The 16,138-nt window shown below is 44.5% G+C and carries 10 protein-coding genes and 1 rRNA gene; 3 read left to right on the forward strand and 8 right to left on the reverse strand.

The genetic code is table 11. The features are described from left to right. Positions 1 to 278 precede the first annotated feature (278 nt). A 16S ribosomal RNA gene (locus tag SHAL_RS20090) occupies positions 279 to 1,823 on the reverse strand. Positions 1,824 to 3,005: 1,182 nt separating this feature from the next. Here SHAL_RS20090 and SHAL_RS20095 point away from each other — a divergent pair. After that, positions 3,006 to 3,539 carry a thioredoxin family protein gene (locus tag SHAL_RS20095; protein WP_012278946.1) on the forward strand — a complete coding sequence of 178 codons (534 nt, stop codon included), beginning with the start codon at positions 3,006 to 3,008 and terminating at the stop codon, positions 3,537 to 3,539. Positions 3,540 to 3,612: 73 nt separating this feature from the next. On the opposite strand, the gene SHAL_RS20100 is transcribed toward SHAL_RS20095, so the two are convergent. The 3 genes from SHAL_RS20100 to rhlB form a co-directional block, all read right to left on the reverse strand. Further along, positions 3,613 to 6,594 carry a TonB-dependent receptor gene (locus SHAL_RS20100; RefSeq protein WP_012278947.1) on the reverse strand — a complete coding sequence of 994 codons (2,982 nt, stop codon included), beginning with the start codon at positions 6,592 to 6,594 and terminating at the stop codon, positions 3,613 to 3,615. Positions 6,595 to 7,040: 446 nt separating this feature from the next. Continuing rightward, positions 7,041 to 7,952, reverse strand: a complete 912-nt coding sequence (locus tag SHAL_RS20105; RefSeq protein ID WP_012278948.1) for a Ppx/GppA phosphatase family protein — start codon at positions 7,950 to 7,952, stop codon at positions 7,041 to 7,043. Positions 7,953 to 7,965: 13 nt separating this feature from the next. Continuing rightward, positions 7,966 to 9,276, reverse strand: coding sequence for an ATP-dependent RNA helicase RhlB (gene rhlB / locus SHAL_RS20110; protein ID WP_012278949.1), 1,311 nt, complete (start codon positions 9,274 to 9,276; stop codon positions 7,966 to 7,968). A gap of 404 nt (positions 9,277 to 9,680) precedes the next feature. Here rhlB and trxA point away from each other — a divergent pair, with 404 nt between their 5' ends. Both trxA and rho read left to right on the forward strand, forming a co-directional pair. Next, positions 9,681 to 10,007 carry a thioredoxin TrxA gene (gene trxA / locus SHAL_RS20115; RefSeq protein ID WP_012278950.1) on the forward strand — a complete coding sequence of 109 codons (327 nt, stop codon included), beginning with the start codon at positions 9,681 to 9,683 and terminating at the stop codon, positions 10,005 to 10,007. A gap of 239 nt (positions 10,008 to 10,246) precedes the next feature. Beyond that, the gene (gene rho, locus SHAL_RS20120; RefSeq protein ID WP_012278951.1) at positions 10,247 to 11,512 is read left to right on the forward strand and encodes a transcription termination factor Rho; all 1,266 of its coding nucleotides are present in this window, start codon (positions 10,247 to 10,249) and stop codon (positions 11,510 to 11,512) included. 100 nt (positions 11,513 to 11,612) lie between these two features. On the opposite strand, the gene SHAL_RS20125 is transcribed toward rho, so the two are convergent. From SHAL_RS20125 to SHAL_RS20140, 4 genes are all read right to left on the reverse strand, one after another. After that, on the reverse strand, positions 11,613 to 12,527 hold the full coding sequence (locus tag SHAL_RS20125; protein ID WP_012278952.1) for a LysR family transcriptional regulator: 915 nt from the start codon (positions 12,525 to 12,527) through the stop codon (positions 11,613 to 11,615). 133 nt (positions 12,528 to 12,660) lie between these two features. Further along, entirely contained in the window at positions 12,661 to 13,404 is a 744-nt protein-coding gene (locus SHAL_RS20130) for a fumarate reductase iron-sulfur subunit (protein WP_012278953.1), read from the reverse strand. Further along, positions 13,401 to 15,401: a fumarate reductase flavoprotein subunit gene (locus tag SHAL_RS20135; RefSeq protein ID WP_012278954.1), complete on the reverse strand. Its 2,001-nt coding sequence runs from the start codon at positions 15,399 to 15,401 to the stop codon at positions 13,401 to 13,403. Before SHAL_RS20135 ends, SHAL_RS20130 begins: the two co-directional genes overlap by 4 nt. A 56-nt stretch (positions 15,402 to 15,457) precedes the next feature. Then, positions 15,458 to 16,132 (reverse strand): fumarate reductase cytochrome b subunit, encoded by a 675-nt coding sequence (locus SHAL_RS20140; RefSeq protein ID WP_012278955.1) that lies wholly within the window; start codon positions 16,130 to 16,132, stop codon positions 15,458 to 15,460. Positions 16,133 to 16,138: the final 6 nt, after the last annotated feature.

Genomic DNA, 16,138 nt, shown 5'->3' on the forward strand with positions numbered 1-16,138 from the left:
CTTATTGCTCAACAAGTTAATGTTAAACAACAAGCTAAGACACTTAATGTTAAGTGTTTTTAGAACTCAATTTTTTAATTTCGCGCTAATCCTATAAATAACAACACGATAAATCGTAGTCATTATCCCTTTCAGATTAACACTATCAGCTTTCCAAATTTTTAAAGAACGATATCAACTGCAACTAAGGCAGGATATTTTGTCGCTCATCTCTACAAAGTAGAGACAAACAAGCAATCTGTGTGAACACTCAACAATGATTAAGTTAGTCGTATAGGTAAGGAGGTGATCCAGCCCCAGGTTCCCCTAGGGCTACCTTGTTACGACTTCACCCCAGTCATGAACCACACCGTGGTAAACGCCCTCCCCGAAGGGTTAAGCTATCTACTTCTGGTGCAGCCCACTCCCATGGTGTGACGGGCGGTGTGTACAAGGCCCGGGAACGTATTCACCGTGGCATTCTGATCCACGATTACTAGCGATTCCGACTTCACGGAGTCGAGTTGCAGACTCCGATCCGGACTACGACCGGCTTTGTGAGATTAGCTCCACCTCGCGGCTTCGCAACCCTCTGTACCGACCATTGTAGCACGTGTGTAGCCCTACTCGTAAGGGCCATGATGACTTGACGTCGTCCCCACCTTCCTCCGGTTTATCACCGGCAGTCTCCCTAAAGTTCCCACCATTACGTGCTGGCAAATAAGGATAAGGGTTGCGCTCGTTGCGGGACTTAACCCAACATTTCACAACACGAGCTGACGACAGCCATGCAGCACCTGTCTCAGAGTTCCCGAAGGCACTAAGCTATCTCTAGCGAATTCTCTGGATGTCAAGAGTAGGTAAGGTTCTTCGCGTTGCATCGAATTAAACCACATGCTCCACCGCTTGTGCGGGCCCCCGTCAATTCATTTGAGTTTTAACCTTGCGGCCGTACTCCCCAGGCGGTCTACTTAATGCGTTAGCTTGAGAGCCCAGTGTTCAAGACACCAAACTCCGAGTAGACATCGTTTACGGCGTGGACTACCAGGGTATCTAATCCTGTTTGCTCCCCACGCTTTCGTACCTGAGCGTCAGTCTTTGTCCAGGGGGCCGCCTTCGCCACCGGTATTCCTTCAGATCTCTACGCATTTCACCGCTACACCTGAAATTCTACCCCCCTCTACAAGACTCTAGTTTGCCAGTTCAAAATGCAGTTCCCAGGTTGAGCCCGGGGCTTTCACATCTTGCTTAACAAACCGCCTGCGTACGCTTTACGCCCAGTAATTCCGATTAACGCTTGCACCCCTCGTATTACCGCGGCTGCTGGCACGAAGTTAGCCGGTGCTTCTTCTGCGAGTAACGTCACACCCAAACGCTATTAACGCTTGAGCTTTCCTCCTCGCTGAAAGTGCTTTACAACCCGAAGGCCTTCTTCACACACGCGGCATGGCTGCATCAGGCTTTCGCCCATTGTGCAATATTCCCCACTGCTGCCTCCCGTAGGAGTCTGGACCGTGTCTCAGTTCCAGTGTGGCTGATCATCCTCTCAGACCAGCTAGGGATCGTCGCCTTGGTGAGCCATTACCCCACCAACTAGCTAATCCCACCTAGGTTCATCCAATCGCGGAAGGCCCGAAGGTCCCCTCCTTTCCCCCGTAGGGCGTATGCGGTATTAGCAGTCGTTTCCAACTGTTATCCCCCTCGACTGGGCAGATACCTAGGCATTACTCACCCGTCCGCCGCTCGTCACCTCAGGAGCAAGCTCCCTTGTGTTACCGCTCGACTTGCATGTGTTAGGCCTGCCGCCAGCGTTCAATCTGAGCCATGATCAAACTCTTCAATTAAAGTTTTTTTTGCTTCTTCCACCTTACAAGTAAGGCTAAATCAGCGGCTCAACGAATTCTGTATTACATATTGCTATGAACACTCATTCATTAAGTAATTTTTGATTGCCTCGTGAGAGGCAATTTCGAATAACTTAATCTCTGTGAGTGTCCACACAGATTTGCTTGTCATATTGTTAAAGAGCGTGCTAATCCTATTAAGAACAAGTCTTTCAGTTAGCAGCCTAAGACGCTAGGTCGTTGGCTTGAGGAGGCGTATTCTACACTCTCCAGTGGCGGCGTCAAGCGCTTATTTTAAGAAGTTTTTCAAGCGATGATTCTTTATACAAGTCACATCATCCGAAGCCTCTAAAGCGATTGTCACCTGAATCAAATCTCCGTGGAGTTTTAACTCTCACTCTATTCTTTTTCATAAAAAGAAAGGAGTGACTGATTGCGCTGCAAGTCCCGTACTATCTAGCGTTTACGCTGGGTAGTTGGCCTGCTGTGCCGTGTCAGTGGATGCGCATTATAGGGAGTTTTGATCCGAGCGCAAGCGCTTTTTGAAAGAAAAGTGATGTTTTTTCAAAAGGCTATATTAAGCACACCATACTCACTAAATACCCCCAGAGTTATCCACAAAACTTGGTTTAAGTCGATATTTTGCGCTCCGGGATAATCAGTCTAGTACAGTATTTTGCAGATGCACGCATAATTCTAAACATTTTCAAATTTTCATCATCGGTTTGACGTCGCTTTCCTGTTTTCCTACGCTTTACACTTCCTGAGTAGCATGTACGAGAAAGCAATTTAGCTCTAAATCAGTATGCGTTACGCGAGCACTAAAGAAAGTACTGCTATATATAGTCAAAATCTTTCGGGATGCTTGCGCTTATCCTTTAAAACGTAGAGCTCTAACTCTACTATATAGAAGAAGGAACCTCTCTTTACCTAACTCAACTACAGCCATCCAATAAGTAGCAACAACTTTGTTAGGATTTAGCATTTGCTTTCTGAAGTATTAAGCTTCAAATCAGCTCTGTTTAACTTACTCTTAAGGCTTTACCCGTAAATCTGACATTAAAGATGCATTTATTGATTTTAGAGTGATCCCTATAACAATGCGGTAATTGTTAGCTTCAACCATTTGTTAGGACGTGTTTGAATAAACTAAAACCTATTCTTCTTGGCTGAGGTATTATCATGCACAACAACGTTAAAGCATTACTCGCAACCACATTGTTATTTTTCAGTAGTCAAAGTATGGCGAGTAGCGGCTGCGCATTTGAAGATAAACAAGACGGCTTTCTAGCGACTTGCAGTGAGGAGAAACAAGAAGTGATTTTAACTGGTGCTGTAACACATCAAGAGCTTAATGAATTTGACTGGTTTACCGATGAGTATGCAAATTATAAGGCTGATGCAGCTGTTATTGCAAAGCTCAAAAAGGTCGATAAGCCAACTGAGGTCGTCGTTATCATCGGTACATGGTGCCCAGACTGTCACCGGGAGACGCCACGCTTTATTCGTATTATTGAAGAGATCAATAACCCAAACATTAAAGTGACTTATATAGGTGTTGATCGAGCAAAAGAAGATCCACAGGGTTTGGCTGCTAACTATGAGTTTAGCCGTATCCCTACCTTTATTGTTGAACAAGGCAATAAAGAGATAGGTCGCATCATAGAAAGACCAGAAGTGACACTAGAAGCAGATTTGGCAAATATCTTAAAGTAGCCTTGTTGCTAATAAAATTAAAAGGCCGCAAATGCGGCCTTTTATACTCTTATATTAGCTAGTAACTTCTATATTAGAAATCGTAACGAACCGATGCTCTAACATAACGCGGAGTCTGGAAACTATCAGCGTAACCATAGCGAATGTTCTTAGCACCACTGTCAAACTCATATTGCTCATCCACTCCAGTAACTCCATCGAAGTTAAACAAGTTGAATACGTTTAACTTGAAGTTCAGGCGGCCTGCTTCATTAAAGTCCATTGTGTAAGACATATTTAGGTCAATGTTATAAATCCAATCAGTTCGTCCCATGCTGCCACGAGGTGCAGCTTCACCGTCGGCATAGAAAGATGATGCACCGTACCAATCACGACCATAACAAGTCCCATCAATCGCCACAGCCTGAACACAATAACCTTGGTCTTCAGGGTGAACACCAAAGGCATTAATTGGACGACCAGATTGTAGGTACGAGTTAAAACCAACGCTGAAATCATCAGTAACGTTATAAACACCATACAACTTGAAATTGTGGCGGCGATCGTTTGGAAGGTAACCATCACCATTATCCATAAGTTCTGGGTAGTCAAAAGATGTTGTCCAACCTGGATCAGCCTGCTCATTATCAGAGCGAACTAGACCTTCTGTATTACCTTCACTCTTAGACCAGGTATAAGAACCATTCAGTGTAAAGTCGTCTGTCACATTACCGCTAAAGCTTAGCTCGATAGCCTTATATGTACGCTCAGCTTCTGGAAAGCCCATTTGATCGGCATTTACATTTACAGTCTCTTTAACACCATCACCATCTACATCATAATAGATCTCTGTACCAATCCCTGGGTTTGTTAGTGTTGGGAACCAACCACCAACAAAGTAATCTTCGGCGCTTGTTTCACCATTACCAGCATGCCATGTATTTGCATCATAGTTTTCTAAAATCCATTGGTTCATACCGTAGTTAAATGATACATCTTCAATAGATTGCTTAAGATCGCGATACACACCACGGACACCTACAGCCCAATCATCATTAACCTGTTGCTGATAACCAATTGCAAACTCATCTGAATACATTGAGCCAGCTTTGTTATTAAACAGCTGATCAGCATCAGGTACTGAACCATCGGCAACAACACGACGACTAATTTCATCTCCTAGTATTGGAGAACCATCTGCATTAACACCATCAAGATGACTTACGATATGTGAATCATACGCAGCAGATGCCATACGTAAGTTTGTGTTTGGAGATACAGGCTGGAAATAACGCCCATATGAAGCGTATAACTTACTCGCACCATCCCCAAGTACATCCCATGTAGCACCTAAGCGTGGCGCAAATTGGCCATCTAGGTCGACATACTTGTCACCAGAACCAGTAGTGTTACTAAACTCGCTATAACGAACACCAGCATTAATCGTCACAGTATCTGTCACTTCCCAAGTATCAGAAACATATAGTGCAGTATGAACGTTTTCTGTTTCGCTATTTTTACCCCAAATACGCAAATCAGCATACTCAGTACCTTCAGCAAGTCCGTATGAATTATCAGGACCTGCAGCAAAATACTCATACCAACCATCACCGTGTGGTGTATAGATATCAGCAATTTCTAAACGCTCATAATCATAGCCAGCACGTAATGTATGATCGCCAATAACCCAGTCTAAATCGATACGGTAAGTGATTCGTTTGTCTTCTGTTTCTGAAGAGCCATAACCAACCCAGTCACCTAAACGTTCCCATGAACCGGAACGAAGATCCCAATAGGTAGATTGATCTAACGTGCCAGAGTTATCCTTAGTAGATTGGGTGATCTCACCATACATAGCAGTTAAAGTAATGTCGTCTGTTAGATAACCAGTATATAAGGCATTCCAACCAATTCCGCCGTATGTGGACTCTGTCAGGCCAATCTCATCACCACGACCGCCGTTATCATCACGCTGGTATTCATTTCCTGTGTAATCGCCTTCATTACTGAAAGCCATTACGCCTAAAGAGTGATCCTCATGGATAAACCAATCAACTTTGGTAAACCAACGGTTAGTCTTCCACTCATTATCGTTAATCTGGTTTTCACCGTACCCAGTGGTTTCCTCTTCAAACGGGTTCCATAAACCGTAGAAAAATAGCTTGTCTTCAATTATTGCACCTGAAGCCCAAATATTATATTCAGTTTCTTGCCAATAACCGTCTTTCGCCTCTTCAATAGTGCCATCATCTTTCATTCTTAGTGACGGTTCAGCTAACGAATCTGGTGCAATTTCAGCTTTTGCACCAAACTGCCACTCATTGTCACCCGACTTTGACACTAGACTTACAACACCACCGATAAAACGACCATATTCAGCCGATACACCACCAGTTTGTACTTCAGTTTGCGCAATAGCTTCCCATGGAAGATCGATATCGCCCATACCTTTACGTAAATCTGTTATATTTAGTCCGTTTAGATAGTATCCGTTTTCTGCAACTGATGAACCGCCAATCGAAACACCGCCAAAACCATCATCACCAGCTACAGAGCCAGGAGTAAGTAAGGCAATTGCAGTGGCATCTAATTCAACGGGTAATTGGTTAAGTTCACTCATAGAGATAACTTGTGATGCTGTAGTACTAGAAGTATCTACTCTGCTAATTCTTGCGCCACTAACAGCAATACGCTCTACACCAGAACCCTCTAAATCAAGAGCAACATCGAAAGTCAGTGCATTACCCATAGTCACTGCGATGTGTTGCTCTCTTACTTGGTAATAACCGTCTTTAGAGATGGTTACTGTATATTTACCAATCGGCAGACCTTTAAGAGAGAAGCTACCGTTTGCACCAGTAGTCGTTTCTCTCACAATACCTTTTGATTCATGTTTAATAATTACTTTTGCATTACTAAGATTTGAGCCAGCTTCTGTGGTAATTCGACCTTGCATAACACCTAAACCATCGGCTGCCATCGCTGCAGGCGCAGACATAAACAGCACCGAACCGACGGCTAAAGCAGCTAGCGTTTTTTTCGGCGAAAATCGCTTCAAAGCGTTACTTCCAGACATAATTTATCTCCCTTAAACTTTCTTTGAGTAAGCGCTTAGTCAGAATATTTTTTAATAAGATTGGGTACAGAACAGCCAAGCGCAAAAAAACATTAACATATTGCGCATACTTTATACAATCTACATTATCCAGAAAGCTGTTAAATTGAGAGTATTTAAGGTTTTTATGAAGTAGAAGATCTAGAGAGCAACACACACTACAGCTTTAACGTTTACCAAAACCAGCAGGAGCAGTGAACAGAACCACAAGTTCACACAAAGGCAGAGAAAAACCCTGAAATAAACAAGAGAAATATCACTTTAATTGTTAGGAGCAGCTAAAGCAGGGTCATTATAGCGGCAAGTATTGAGTTAATTGACACTCGAATACGGCACAATAGAATTGAATATAAATAATAGAAAGAGATATTAAGAGTTGAATATAAAGTAAAAATGATATTAATAAGTTAAAGGTTACTCGCTAATGTCTGCAATACTCCTTCACGCAGGGCGCCACCAGAAAGAGATAACTTTTCAATTTCAAGTAGCTCAAATAGAGCGAGAAGAATCGACACTCCGGCGCAAAATGTAGGCGCCCTTTCATGATTCAAGCCGAAAATTGCGAGCATAGATGGGTTCTTTTGCGCTAAGACTTCTTGTTTTAAACTCAGTAAAACATCTAGGGTAATAGTAGAAGACTGATTGCGATGATTTAGTAGTTCCACAACTGACTGCACACTACCAGAAGCTCCAACAACACAATGCCAACCTAAGGTTTTAAGCTCGGTTAAGTGTTGACCCAGTATTTCTTTCACCTTAGCTTTAGCATCGTCAAAATCTAAGTGTTGAAGTGGAAAGCTGCTAAAAAATGCCTCATTAAAAGTGACGCAGCCCATGGGCAAGCTGGTTTTTAGTAGAACATTGTTGCCATCACCGATAATAAACTCGGTACTAGCACCACCAATATCGATAACAAGCCGACGCCCTTCGCCTGCAGTTGTCGCCACCATACCTTGATAAATCAGCTCTGCTTCGCGCATGCCTGAGATAATCTCGATTGGGTGCCCCAATATGGGTAAGGCTCGACGACAGAAGTCATCCGAGTTAGAGATACTTCTTAATGTTGCCGTTGCGATGACTGCAACATTTTCGAAAGAAACCCCTTCTTTTTCTAGCATATTGGCAAACATCGCCAAACAGTCTAACCCCCGTAATAACACCTCTTCACTCAGCGAACCATCGGCTTGAATGCCTTCGGCCAAGCGGACTTTACGTTTGTACTTCGCAATAACTTTAGGCTGTTGAACCGCTGTTTGAGCAACCAACATATTAAAACTATTTGAGCCTAACGTAATGGCTGCATAAAGAGGTGTTGTCATTAAGCGTTATCGCCTATGAATGTCTACGCGTTCTGTCGTGACGACGCGGGCCACTGCGCTGACCACCTTGTGGACGACTTGCACCACGGTCTCGGGTATTGCGAGTATGAGTGCTTGGCTTACGATGAATTCGCACTGGTGGTGGAATATCATCAAGCAGCGCATCACTGTCGTATGACGTCACTGGGATCGAGTGTTGAATATAAGACTCGATAGCAGGTAAGTTCAATGCGTATTCTTCACATGCAAAGCTGACCGAGATCCCTTTTTGACCAGCACGACCAGTACGACCAATACGGTGTACGTAATCTTCACAGTCGTCAGGTAGATCGTAGTTGTACACATGAGACACATCTGCGATATGTAAGCCACGCGCCGCAACATCGGTTGCCACTAAGATATCAATTTCACCTTTAGTGAATTGCTCCAGAATACGTAAACGCTTCTTCTGCGGTACATCGCCTGTTAGCAAGCCTGCGCGATGGCCGTCACCTTCAAGCCATGACCATACTTTTTCACAGCTGTGTTTGGTATTAGAAAATACGATGGCTTTTTCTGGCCAGTCTTCTTCAAGCAAAGACAATAGCAAAGGCATCTTCTCCTCCATCGATGGATAGAAGATTTCCTCTTTAATGTTCTTTGATGTTTTCTCGTTTGGCGCAATCTCAACTTTCTCTGGCTCATTCATGTGGTCATAAGCAAGTTCTTGCACTTTCATTGAAAGCGTTGCAGAGAACAACATATTCAAACGTGATTTAGCATCAGGCATACGTCTAAACAAGAAACGAATGTCCTTAATAAAGCCAAGATCGAACATGCGATCAGCTTCATCAAGTACAACGGCTTGAATACAGCTAACATTGATCACGCCTTGACGCACATAATCGATAATGCGGCCAGTGGTACCAATCAGTATATCAACGCCTTTATCTAATACTTTGCGCTGAACTTCGTAGCCTTCACCGCCGTAAACGATACCGACCTTAAGGCCAGTATGCTTAGCCAGTAGATTCGCATCTTTAGCAATTTGAATCGCTAATTCTCGAGTTGGCGCCATAATAATAGCGCGAGGCTGATTTAGTTGACGTTCGGCAGGGATTGGCGTCGATAGGAGGTGGTTAAACGTGGCAACTAAAAAGGCCAGTGTTTTACCCGTACCTGTTTGTGCCTGACCCGCTATATCTTTTTTTTCTAATAAAATGGGTAACGATAAAGCTTGAATTGGAGTACAAAACTCAAATCCTGCTTCGTTAAGTGCCTGATGAACCTCTTTATGTAGAGGAAAGTCAGCAAACTTCTGTGTAGATAAATGTGTATCGCTCATAGCGCAGGCTTACCTGTAAAAGGTTGCAATAAAAAACTCGATCGTTTGAAATAGCGATAGAATTTTATCACGGAAAATTGGTGCACACTCGGAGAAACGTCTATCACGCTATTTTAGGCATCAGTGACGGAATCATCATTCCCTCTATTTAATACGATGCGATGAAATTTAAGCGTGTATTTACCGTTCTCTTAGGACAATTTTAAACGCTTCTAGGCGTTAAACGTCGTTGACGTAGGCTAACTATGCCTGTAAATCAGCGTCTTGTCTAAAGCGTTTTAATGTACTAAAGAGTGCCGACATTAATATTTACGTAACTTTTAGCTTGAAAAGCTATTTTACCGACCCAATATACAGGTTAAGCCATTAACAAACCAGCAATGGCAACCAAACTGGAGAACACCATGAGCGACAAGATTGTATACCTAAGCGACGATAGCTTTGAAAATGACGTAATTAACTCTGAACTACCAGTTCTGGTTGATTTCTGGGCTGAATGGTGTGGTCCATGTAAGATGATCGCCCCTATCTTAGACGACGTTGCTGAAGAATACGAAGGTAAGATCACAATCGCTAAATTGAATGTTGACCAAAACAACGTTTCACCAGCTAAGTACGGCGTACGTGGTATCCCAACGCTACTGCTATTCAAAGCGGGTGAGCTAGCGGCAACAAAAGTTGGCGCGCTATCAAAAACTCAACTTAAAGAGTTTATTGACGCTCAGCTTTAATCACTCAAAGTACCGTTTAATCTTAGCGTTAGGCGGTATATAAGTGACTCCCGGCACAGCTTCAACAAGAAAATGTGTCGGGTTAAGCTAAACTTCTAGACGCCCCGCCCTGTTAGTGCTACTTTAATAACCAGAATCATTCTAATTAACCCACTTCTCGCTATCCGATCAATATTCAATAAGCTACAAAACCTTTGATCGTAGATGGCATTGCCACGTACAAAACAAGACCCACCACGATGAATTTATCAGAATTAAAAGACACCTCAATATCAGATTTAGTCCAGCTTGCTCAAGACATGAAGCTAGAAAATATGGCTCGTGCTCGTAAGCAAGACATTATTTTCTCTATCCTTAAGGCCCACGCTAAAAGCGGTGAAGATATTTTCGGTGGTGGCGTTTTAGAGATTTTACAAGACGGCTTCGGCTTCCTTCGTAGCTCTGACGGTTCATACTTAGCGGGCCCAGATGATATCTACGTATCACCAAGTCAGATTCGACGCTTTAACATGCGTACTGGTGACACGATTTTTGGTAAAATTCGTCCACCAAAAGAAGGTGAGCGTTATTTTGCCCTTCTAAAAGTGACCGAAGTTAACTTCGACAAGCCTGAAAACTCTCGCAACAAAATCCTTTTTGAAAACCTAACGCCTTTGCATGCAGAAGAACGTATGCGTATGGAGCGTGGTAACGGTTCAACTGAAGATATCACTTCACGTATTTTGGATTTATGTTCTCCAATTGGTAAAGGTCAACGTGGTCTAATCGTTGCACCACCAAAAGCGGGTAAAACCCTATTACTACAGAACATGGCGCAAAGCATCACTAACAACAACCCTGAAGTGGTGTTGATGGTACTGCTTATCGACGAACGTCCTGAAGAAGTTACCGAGATGCAACGCATGGTTAAAGGTGAAGTTATTGCTTCTACCTTTGATGAGCCAGCAAGCCGTCACGTACAGGTTGCAGAAATGGTAATCGAAAAGGCTAAACGCCTTGTAGAGCACAAGAAAGATGTTGTTATCTTACTTGACTCTATTACTCGTCTAGCACGTGCATACAACACAGTAATCCCTTCATCTGGCAAGGTACTTACTGGTGGTGTTGATGCCAACGCTCTACACCGTCCTAAGCGTTTCTTTGGTGCGGCTCGTAACATCGAACATGGCGGCAGCTTAACCATTATCGCTACAGCGCTTGTTGATACAGGCTCTAAGATGGATGAAGTGATTTACGAAGAATTTAAAGGTACGGGTAACCAAGAGTTACACCTTTCTCGTAAAGCCGCTGAGAAGCGCGTTTTCCCTGCAATCGACTTCAACCGCTCTGGTACACGTCGCGAAGAGAAACTAACGACTCCGGATGAGCTACAGAAGATGTGGATCCTACGTAAGATCCTTAATCCAATGGATGAAGTGACAGGCATGGAATTCCTTATCGATAAATTGGCAATGACCAAGACTAACGATGAGTTCTTCACTGCGATGAAACGCGCTAAGAGCTAATGAGCTTTTACTATACTGACCCTAGGTTGGTATAAACTAAAAAAACCGCATTCGTGCGGTTTTTTTGTATCTGTTATTTATAGCTAACATTCGTTAGGCACTAATCCATAAGCCTTTTAACTCCATTTAAACGCTGCTTACAACGCTCTCTGAGCATATCTCTAAGCAACAAGATCACTGGAGTCACATGCTCCCGGCCCGGACAAACTAAGTACAGATCCGCCTCTTCCCCTTGATAATCATTAAGCAAAGGCACTAAACGACCCGACTCGATATCATCGGTTAGATCTAACCAAGACTTAAATACCAGCCCCTGGCCTGCAACCGCCCAACGCCGCGCTATATCGGCATCATTACAGGTACGGTTAGCACTCACTCTTACTTTATACTGTTGACCATTTTTATTGAAAACCCATTGATCATGGGTACGCTCATCTAGCATAAAAAACAAACAATTATGCTGTGACAACTGCTCCAATGAGCTTACCTCACCAAAGCGCTTAATGTAGTCCGGCGAGGCACAGAGTACACGACGAGAGTTACAGATCTTAAAAGCTACCAGCGCTGAGTCTTTAGGTTTGCCTGAGCGTAGCGCCACATCTATCTTGTCACGATAAAAATCCGACAAGTTATCGCCTATATGTAGACGCAACTTTAGCTCAGGGTATTCAAGTAGAAACGCATCGAGCCAGGGGAGCAAGACATTGCGACCGACGTCAGAGGGCACAGACAGACTCACTAAGCCTGAAATACTCGCCTGAGTGCTTTCTATCGCTCGCTGACCCACCTCTAAATCGGATAAAGCACGACGACAATGAATAAGATATCGTTCACCCGCATCGGTTAATCTTAAGCTTCGCGTACTGCGAATAAATAAGGTTGTGCCTAACTCCTTCTCTAATCGTTTGAGTCCTGCACTCGCTACCGCAGAGGAAATATCTAACTCAACAGCTGCCGAAGTCAAACTACCGCAATCGGCTACCCGCACAAAAAGTCTGAGATCGTTAAGTTGCATTATCAATATTCCATTTGCAAATAAGCTTTAATTTAAAGCAAATTGTAGATAATACTGCGCTAAACGTCACCCATTAAAAAAGCCTGCGAAAGCAGGCTTTAAACGTTATAACATCATTATAATCTGGTATGAACTAGACTAATGTCACAGCCATCTTACGACGTAGATACGCAATCTGCTGCATGTGCGGTAAGTCTTTAGGGCAGTTATCTTGGCAACCCAGTAGCGTCATACAACCAAACACTCCATCTTGATTACCAATCACGTGATAAAAATCTTCAAGCTCACGTCCATCTCGGCTATCGAGTTCAAAACGTGCCAACTTCATCATACCCACAGCGCCCACAAAGGTGTCACGCATCTGCTTAGTCGCACAGGCAGAAACGCACACACCACATTCAACGCAGCGTTCTAGCTCATACAGCTTAGCGGCTTCGGCTGGATCCATTGGTGCTTCTAAACGATGCACATCGATGTCATCACTAATTGGGTGTAACCAGAGCTTTAGACGCTCAGCAAGTTCACGCATAAACTTACCCGTATTCACCGATAGATCGCCTATTAGCTCAAACCCAGGTAATGGCATTAGGTTGATTTCACCTTTAGGGTACTTAGCGGTCAGTGTACGACAAGCCAAGGTAGGAAAACCGTTGATCACCATGGCGCAGCTACCGCAGATCCCTGCACGGCAAACGAAGTCAAACTGCAATGAGGTGTCTTGCTCCTCGCGCAAACGATTCAGTGCAATAAACACCGTCATGCCAGGCGCCTCTTCAAGCTGGTATTTCACCATCTTAGGTTTGTCGCCCGGTACCTGCGGATCATATCTAAAAATATTGAAAGTTAAGGTACGGCCCTTTGCCGTTTCTTGGCTCATTTAGCGATCTCTCCTGCGCTCAAGTTTTCAAGCATCTCACTCAAGCGTTCATTCTTTGGTTTTAATGATTCTGGCACATCAAACGGCATTAATGCATTTTGCTGCTGATGCCTGTCGGCATCAGTCCCTAGCTGAGCTAAGATCTCACTGATCTCCTGCTCACGCTTGGCCGTATCTGGGTGGGCAATCGCATTATCGATACCGTAACCGCGATAACCCGGAGGCAGCTCCATCTTCATCACATCTAGTTGCTCATACTCAAGCTCAGGTGACAAACTATTCTCATCAGGCCAGCTCGATAAGGTGCGGTTTAACCAATCTTTATCGTTACGCTGCGGGAAGTCTTCTCGGGCATGGGCACCACGGCTCTCTGTACGTGCTGCTGCGCCTGACGCAACAGTCAATGCAACTTTAATCATACGTTTAACACGCAATGCTTCTACCAGCTCAGGGTTCGCATGACGCTTCTTACATTTAAGGCCGATAACACGTGAGCGCTTAAGTAACTCTTGCAGCTCAGCCACCGCTTTTTCTAGCTCTGGACCGTTACGGAAAATACCGACGTAATCCATCATGATCCGCTCCATCTCTTTACGGATAACAAATGGACTCTCAGTGCCTTGACCTTCGACTAGTTCATCAATTTCACTGCGCACCTTGTCGACAAACGTCTCAACAAGCCCAGTGTTGATCTCTAAGGTATTGTCCTGACAGAAATCGGCCACATACTTACCGATAATCATGCCACCAACAACCGTTTCGGCTAGCGAGTTACCACCAAGACGGTTAAAGCCATGCATATCCCAACAGGCGGCCTCACCAACACTGAACAGACCTTTAAGTTGTGGGCTTTGTCCTGTCTTATCGGTACGAATACCACCCATAGAGTAATGCTGAGTCGGTCTTACCGGGATCCAATCTTTAGCCGGATCGATACCTAAGAAGTTCTCACAGATCTCTTTCACTTCTCGTAGGTTAGTTTCAACATGCTTACGTCCAAGCAAGGTGATATCCAGCCATAAGTGTGGACCATAGGGGCTATCGACACCTTTGCCTTTACGCATATGTTCGGTCATACGGCGTGATACCACATCACGTGAGGCCAGCTCTTTCTTCTCTGGCTCGTAATCTGGCATAAAACGGTGACCGTCTTTGTCACGCAATAAACCACCATCACCACGACAACCCTCGGTCGTCAAAATACCGACTGGAACAATCGCCGTTGGGTGGAACTGCACCGCTTCCATGTTACCGAGCTTAGCAACGCCAGTTTCGAGTGCCAACGCTTGACCAACGCCTTCACAAATAATCGCATTGGTAGACACTTCATAAATACGACCATAGCCGCCGGTTGCTATGGTGGTCGACTTAGCCACATAGGCATGCAGCTCGCCAGTGATCAGGCAACGAGCCACCACACCGTGACAGCGTGTACCGTCATGAATAAGTGATAACGCTTCCATGCGCTCATGCACAGGAATATCCATCGAAATGGCTTTGTTATCTACCGCGTAAAGTAACGAGTGACCGGTACCATCTGCCGTGTAGCAAGTACGCCACTTCTTAGTGCCACCAAAGTCTCGGGCGTTGATAAGACCATGAGCACTCTCGGCTTCCTCAATGGTGACCTTCTCTGCATTCACGACTACTTGACGTGGGCCAGCGGTTACACGCGTCCAAGGTACGCCCCAGTTCGCTAGTTCACGCACGGCTTTCGGCGCACAATGAGCAAACATACGCGCCACATCTTGATCGCAGCCCCAGTCAGAACCTTTTACCGTATCTTGGAAATGGACATCCTCATCATCTCCCATGCCTTTTACGGTATTGCCCAAACTCGCTTGCATACCACCTTGCGCCGCCGCAGAGTGCGAGCGTTTAGCAGGAATTAATGACAATACAACAGTATCTAGGCCACGCTCTTTAGATGCGATAGCTACTCGTAATCCAGCAAGTCCGGCGCCGATCACTAATGAATCGGTATATATCAGTTTCACACGTGCTCCTTAAAGTAGGGTGCAGAGTCAGTTTATGTTTTTTTATTATCAGCAGTTTACACATTGGCGTAAGGCAAGAACGCCAGTAGTGACGCCAGGCCCACAACAATGAAAACCACACTGATGATAGTTTTTATTTTTTTCAGTCTTTCGCGGGTATTTATGTCTCTCGCTACGCCCCATTTCACCGCTAGGCGGTAAACACCAATCGCGGCATGAAGCTCAACACAGAGTAACAACGGCAGATACAACAGCCACGCCCCCTGCTGCCAAATTCTATCAGCACTGCCATGGGGGCCAATCGTCTCGGGCGCTGACCCTATCAGCCATAAATGCACGGGTAGTAATAGTAAAATCACCACGCCCGTTATCGCCTGCCATACCCATAAACGTGTATCACCGTGATTAACTAGGCTAAGCTGCTGTCTTAACGCCTTTTGCTGACGCAGACTAAACGGTAACTTATGGATAGCCACCAAGACATGCACCAATACAATGGCCGCAATCAATAGGACTATAATCGACACGACCCAGGGGTATCCATGTCCATCTGCGCTCAAGAAGCTCAGCTCCATGGTTTTAGCCACCCAAGTCATGGCCTCTTCTCCCAAGAGGATAGAGGAGACCAAAATTAAGTGTGTCCATAAAAATATTGCCAACACGCCACCAGAGATACTCTGGCTCAAGTCCAACCTTCCACTCCAATTACCGCGATCTGTTATTTTTTTCATTCGCTG

Source organism: Shewanella halifaxensis HAW-EB4, assembly GCF_000019185.1.
GTDB lineage: Bacteria > Pseudomonadota > Gammaproteobacteria > Enterobacterales > Shewanellaceae > Shewanella > Shewanella halifaxensis.

Bases quoted from the DNA above. Each gene is read 5' to 3' on its own strand.
- SHAL_RS20140 (WP_012278955.1), bottom strand. From the start codon at position 16,132: ATGAAAAAAATAACAGATCGCGGTAATTGGAGTGGAAGGTTGGACTTG.
- SHAL_RS20105 (WP_012278948.1), bottom strand. From the start codon at position 7,952: ATGACAACACCTCTTTATGCAGCCATTACGTTAGGCTCAAATAGTTTT.
- SHAL_RS20095 (WP_012278946.1), top strand. From the start codon at position 3,006: ATGCACAACAACGTTAAAGCATTACTCGCAACCACATTGTTATTTTTC.
- SHAL_RS20100 (WP_012278947.1), bottom strand. From the start codon at position 6,594: ATGTCTGGAAGTAACGCTTTGAAGCGATTTTCGCCGAAAAAAACGCTA.
- SHAL_RS20130 (WP_012278953.1), bottom strand. From the start codon at position 13,404: ATGAGCCAAGAAACGGCAAAGGGCCGTACCTTAACTTTCAATATTTTT.
- trxA (WP_012278950.1), top strand. From the start codon at position 9,681: ATGAGCGACAAGATTGTATACCTAAGCGACGATAGCTTTGAAAATGAC.
- rhlB (WP_012278949.1), bottom strand. From the start codon at position 9,276: ATGAGCGATACACATTTATCTACACAGAAGTTTGCTGACTTTCCTCTA.
- SHAL_RS20125 (WP_012278952.1), bottom strand. From the start codon at position 12,527: ATGCAACTTAACGATCTCAGACTTTTTGTGCGGGTAGCCGATTGCGGT.
- rho (WP_012278951.1), top strand. From the start codon at position 10,247: ATGAATTTATCAGAATTAAAAGACACCTCAATATCAGATTTAGTCCAG.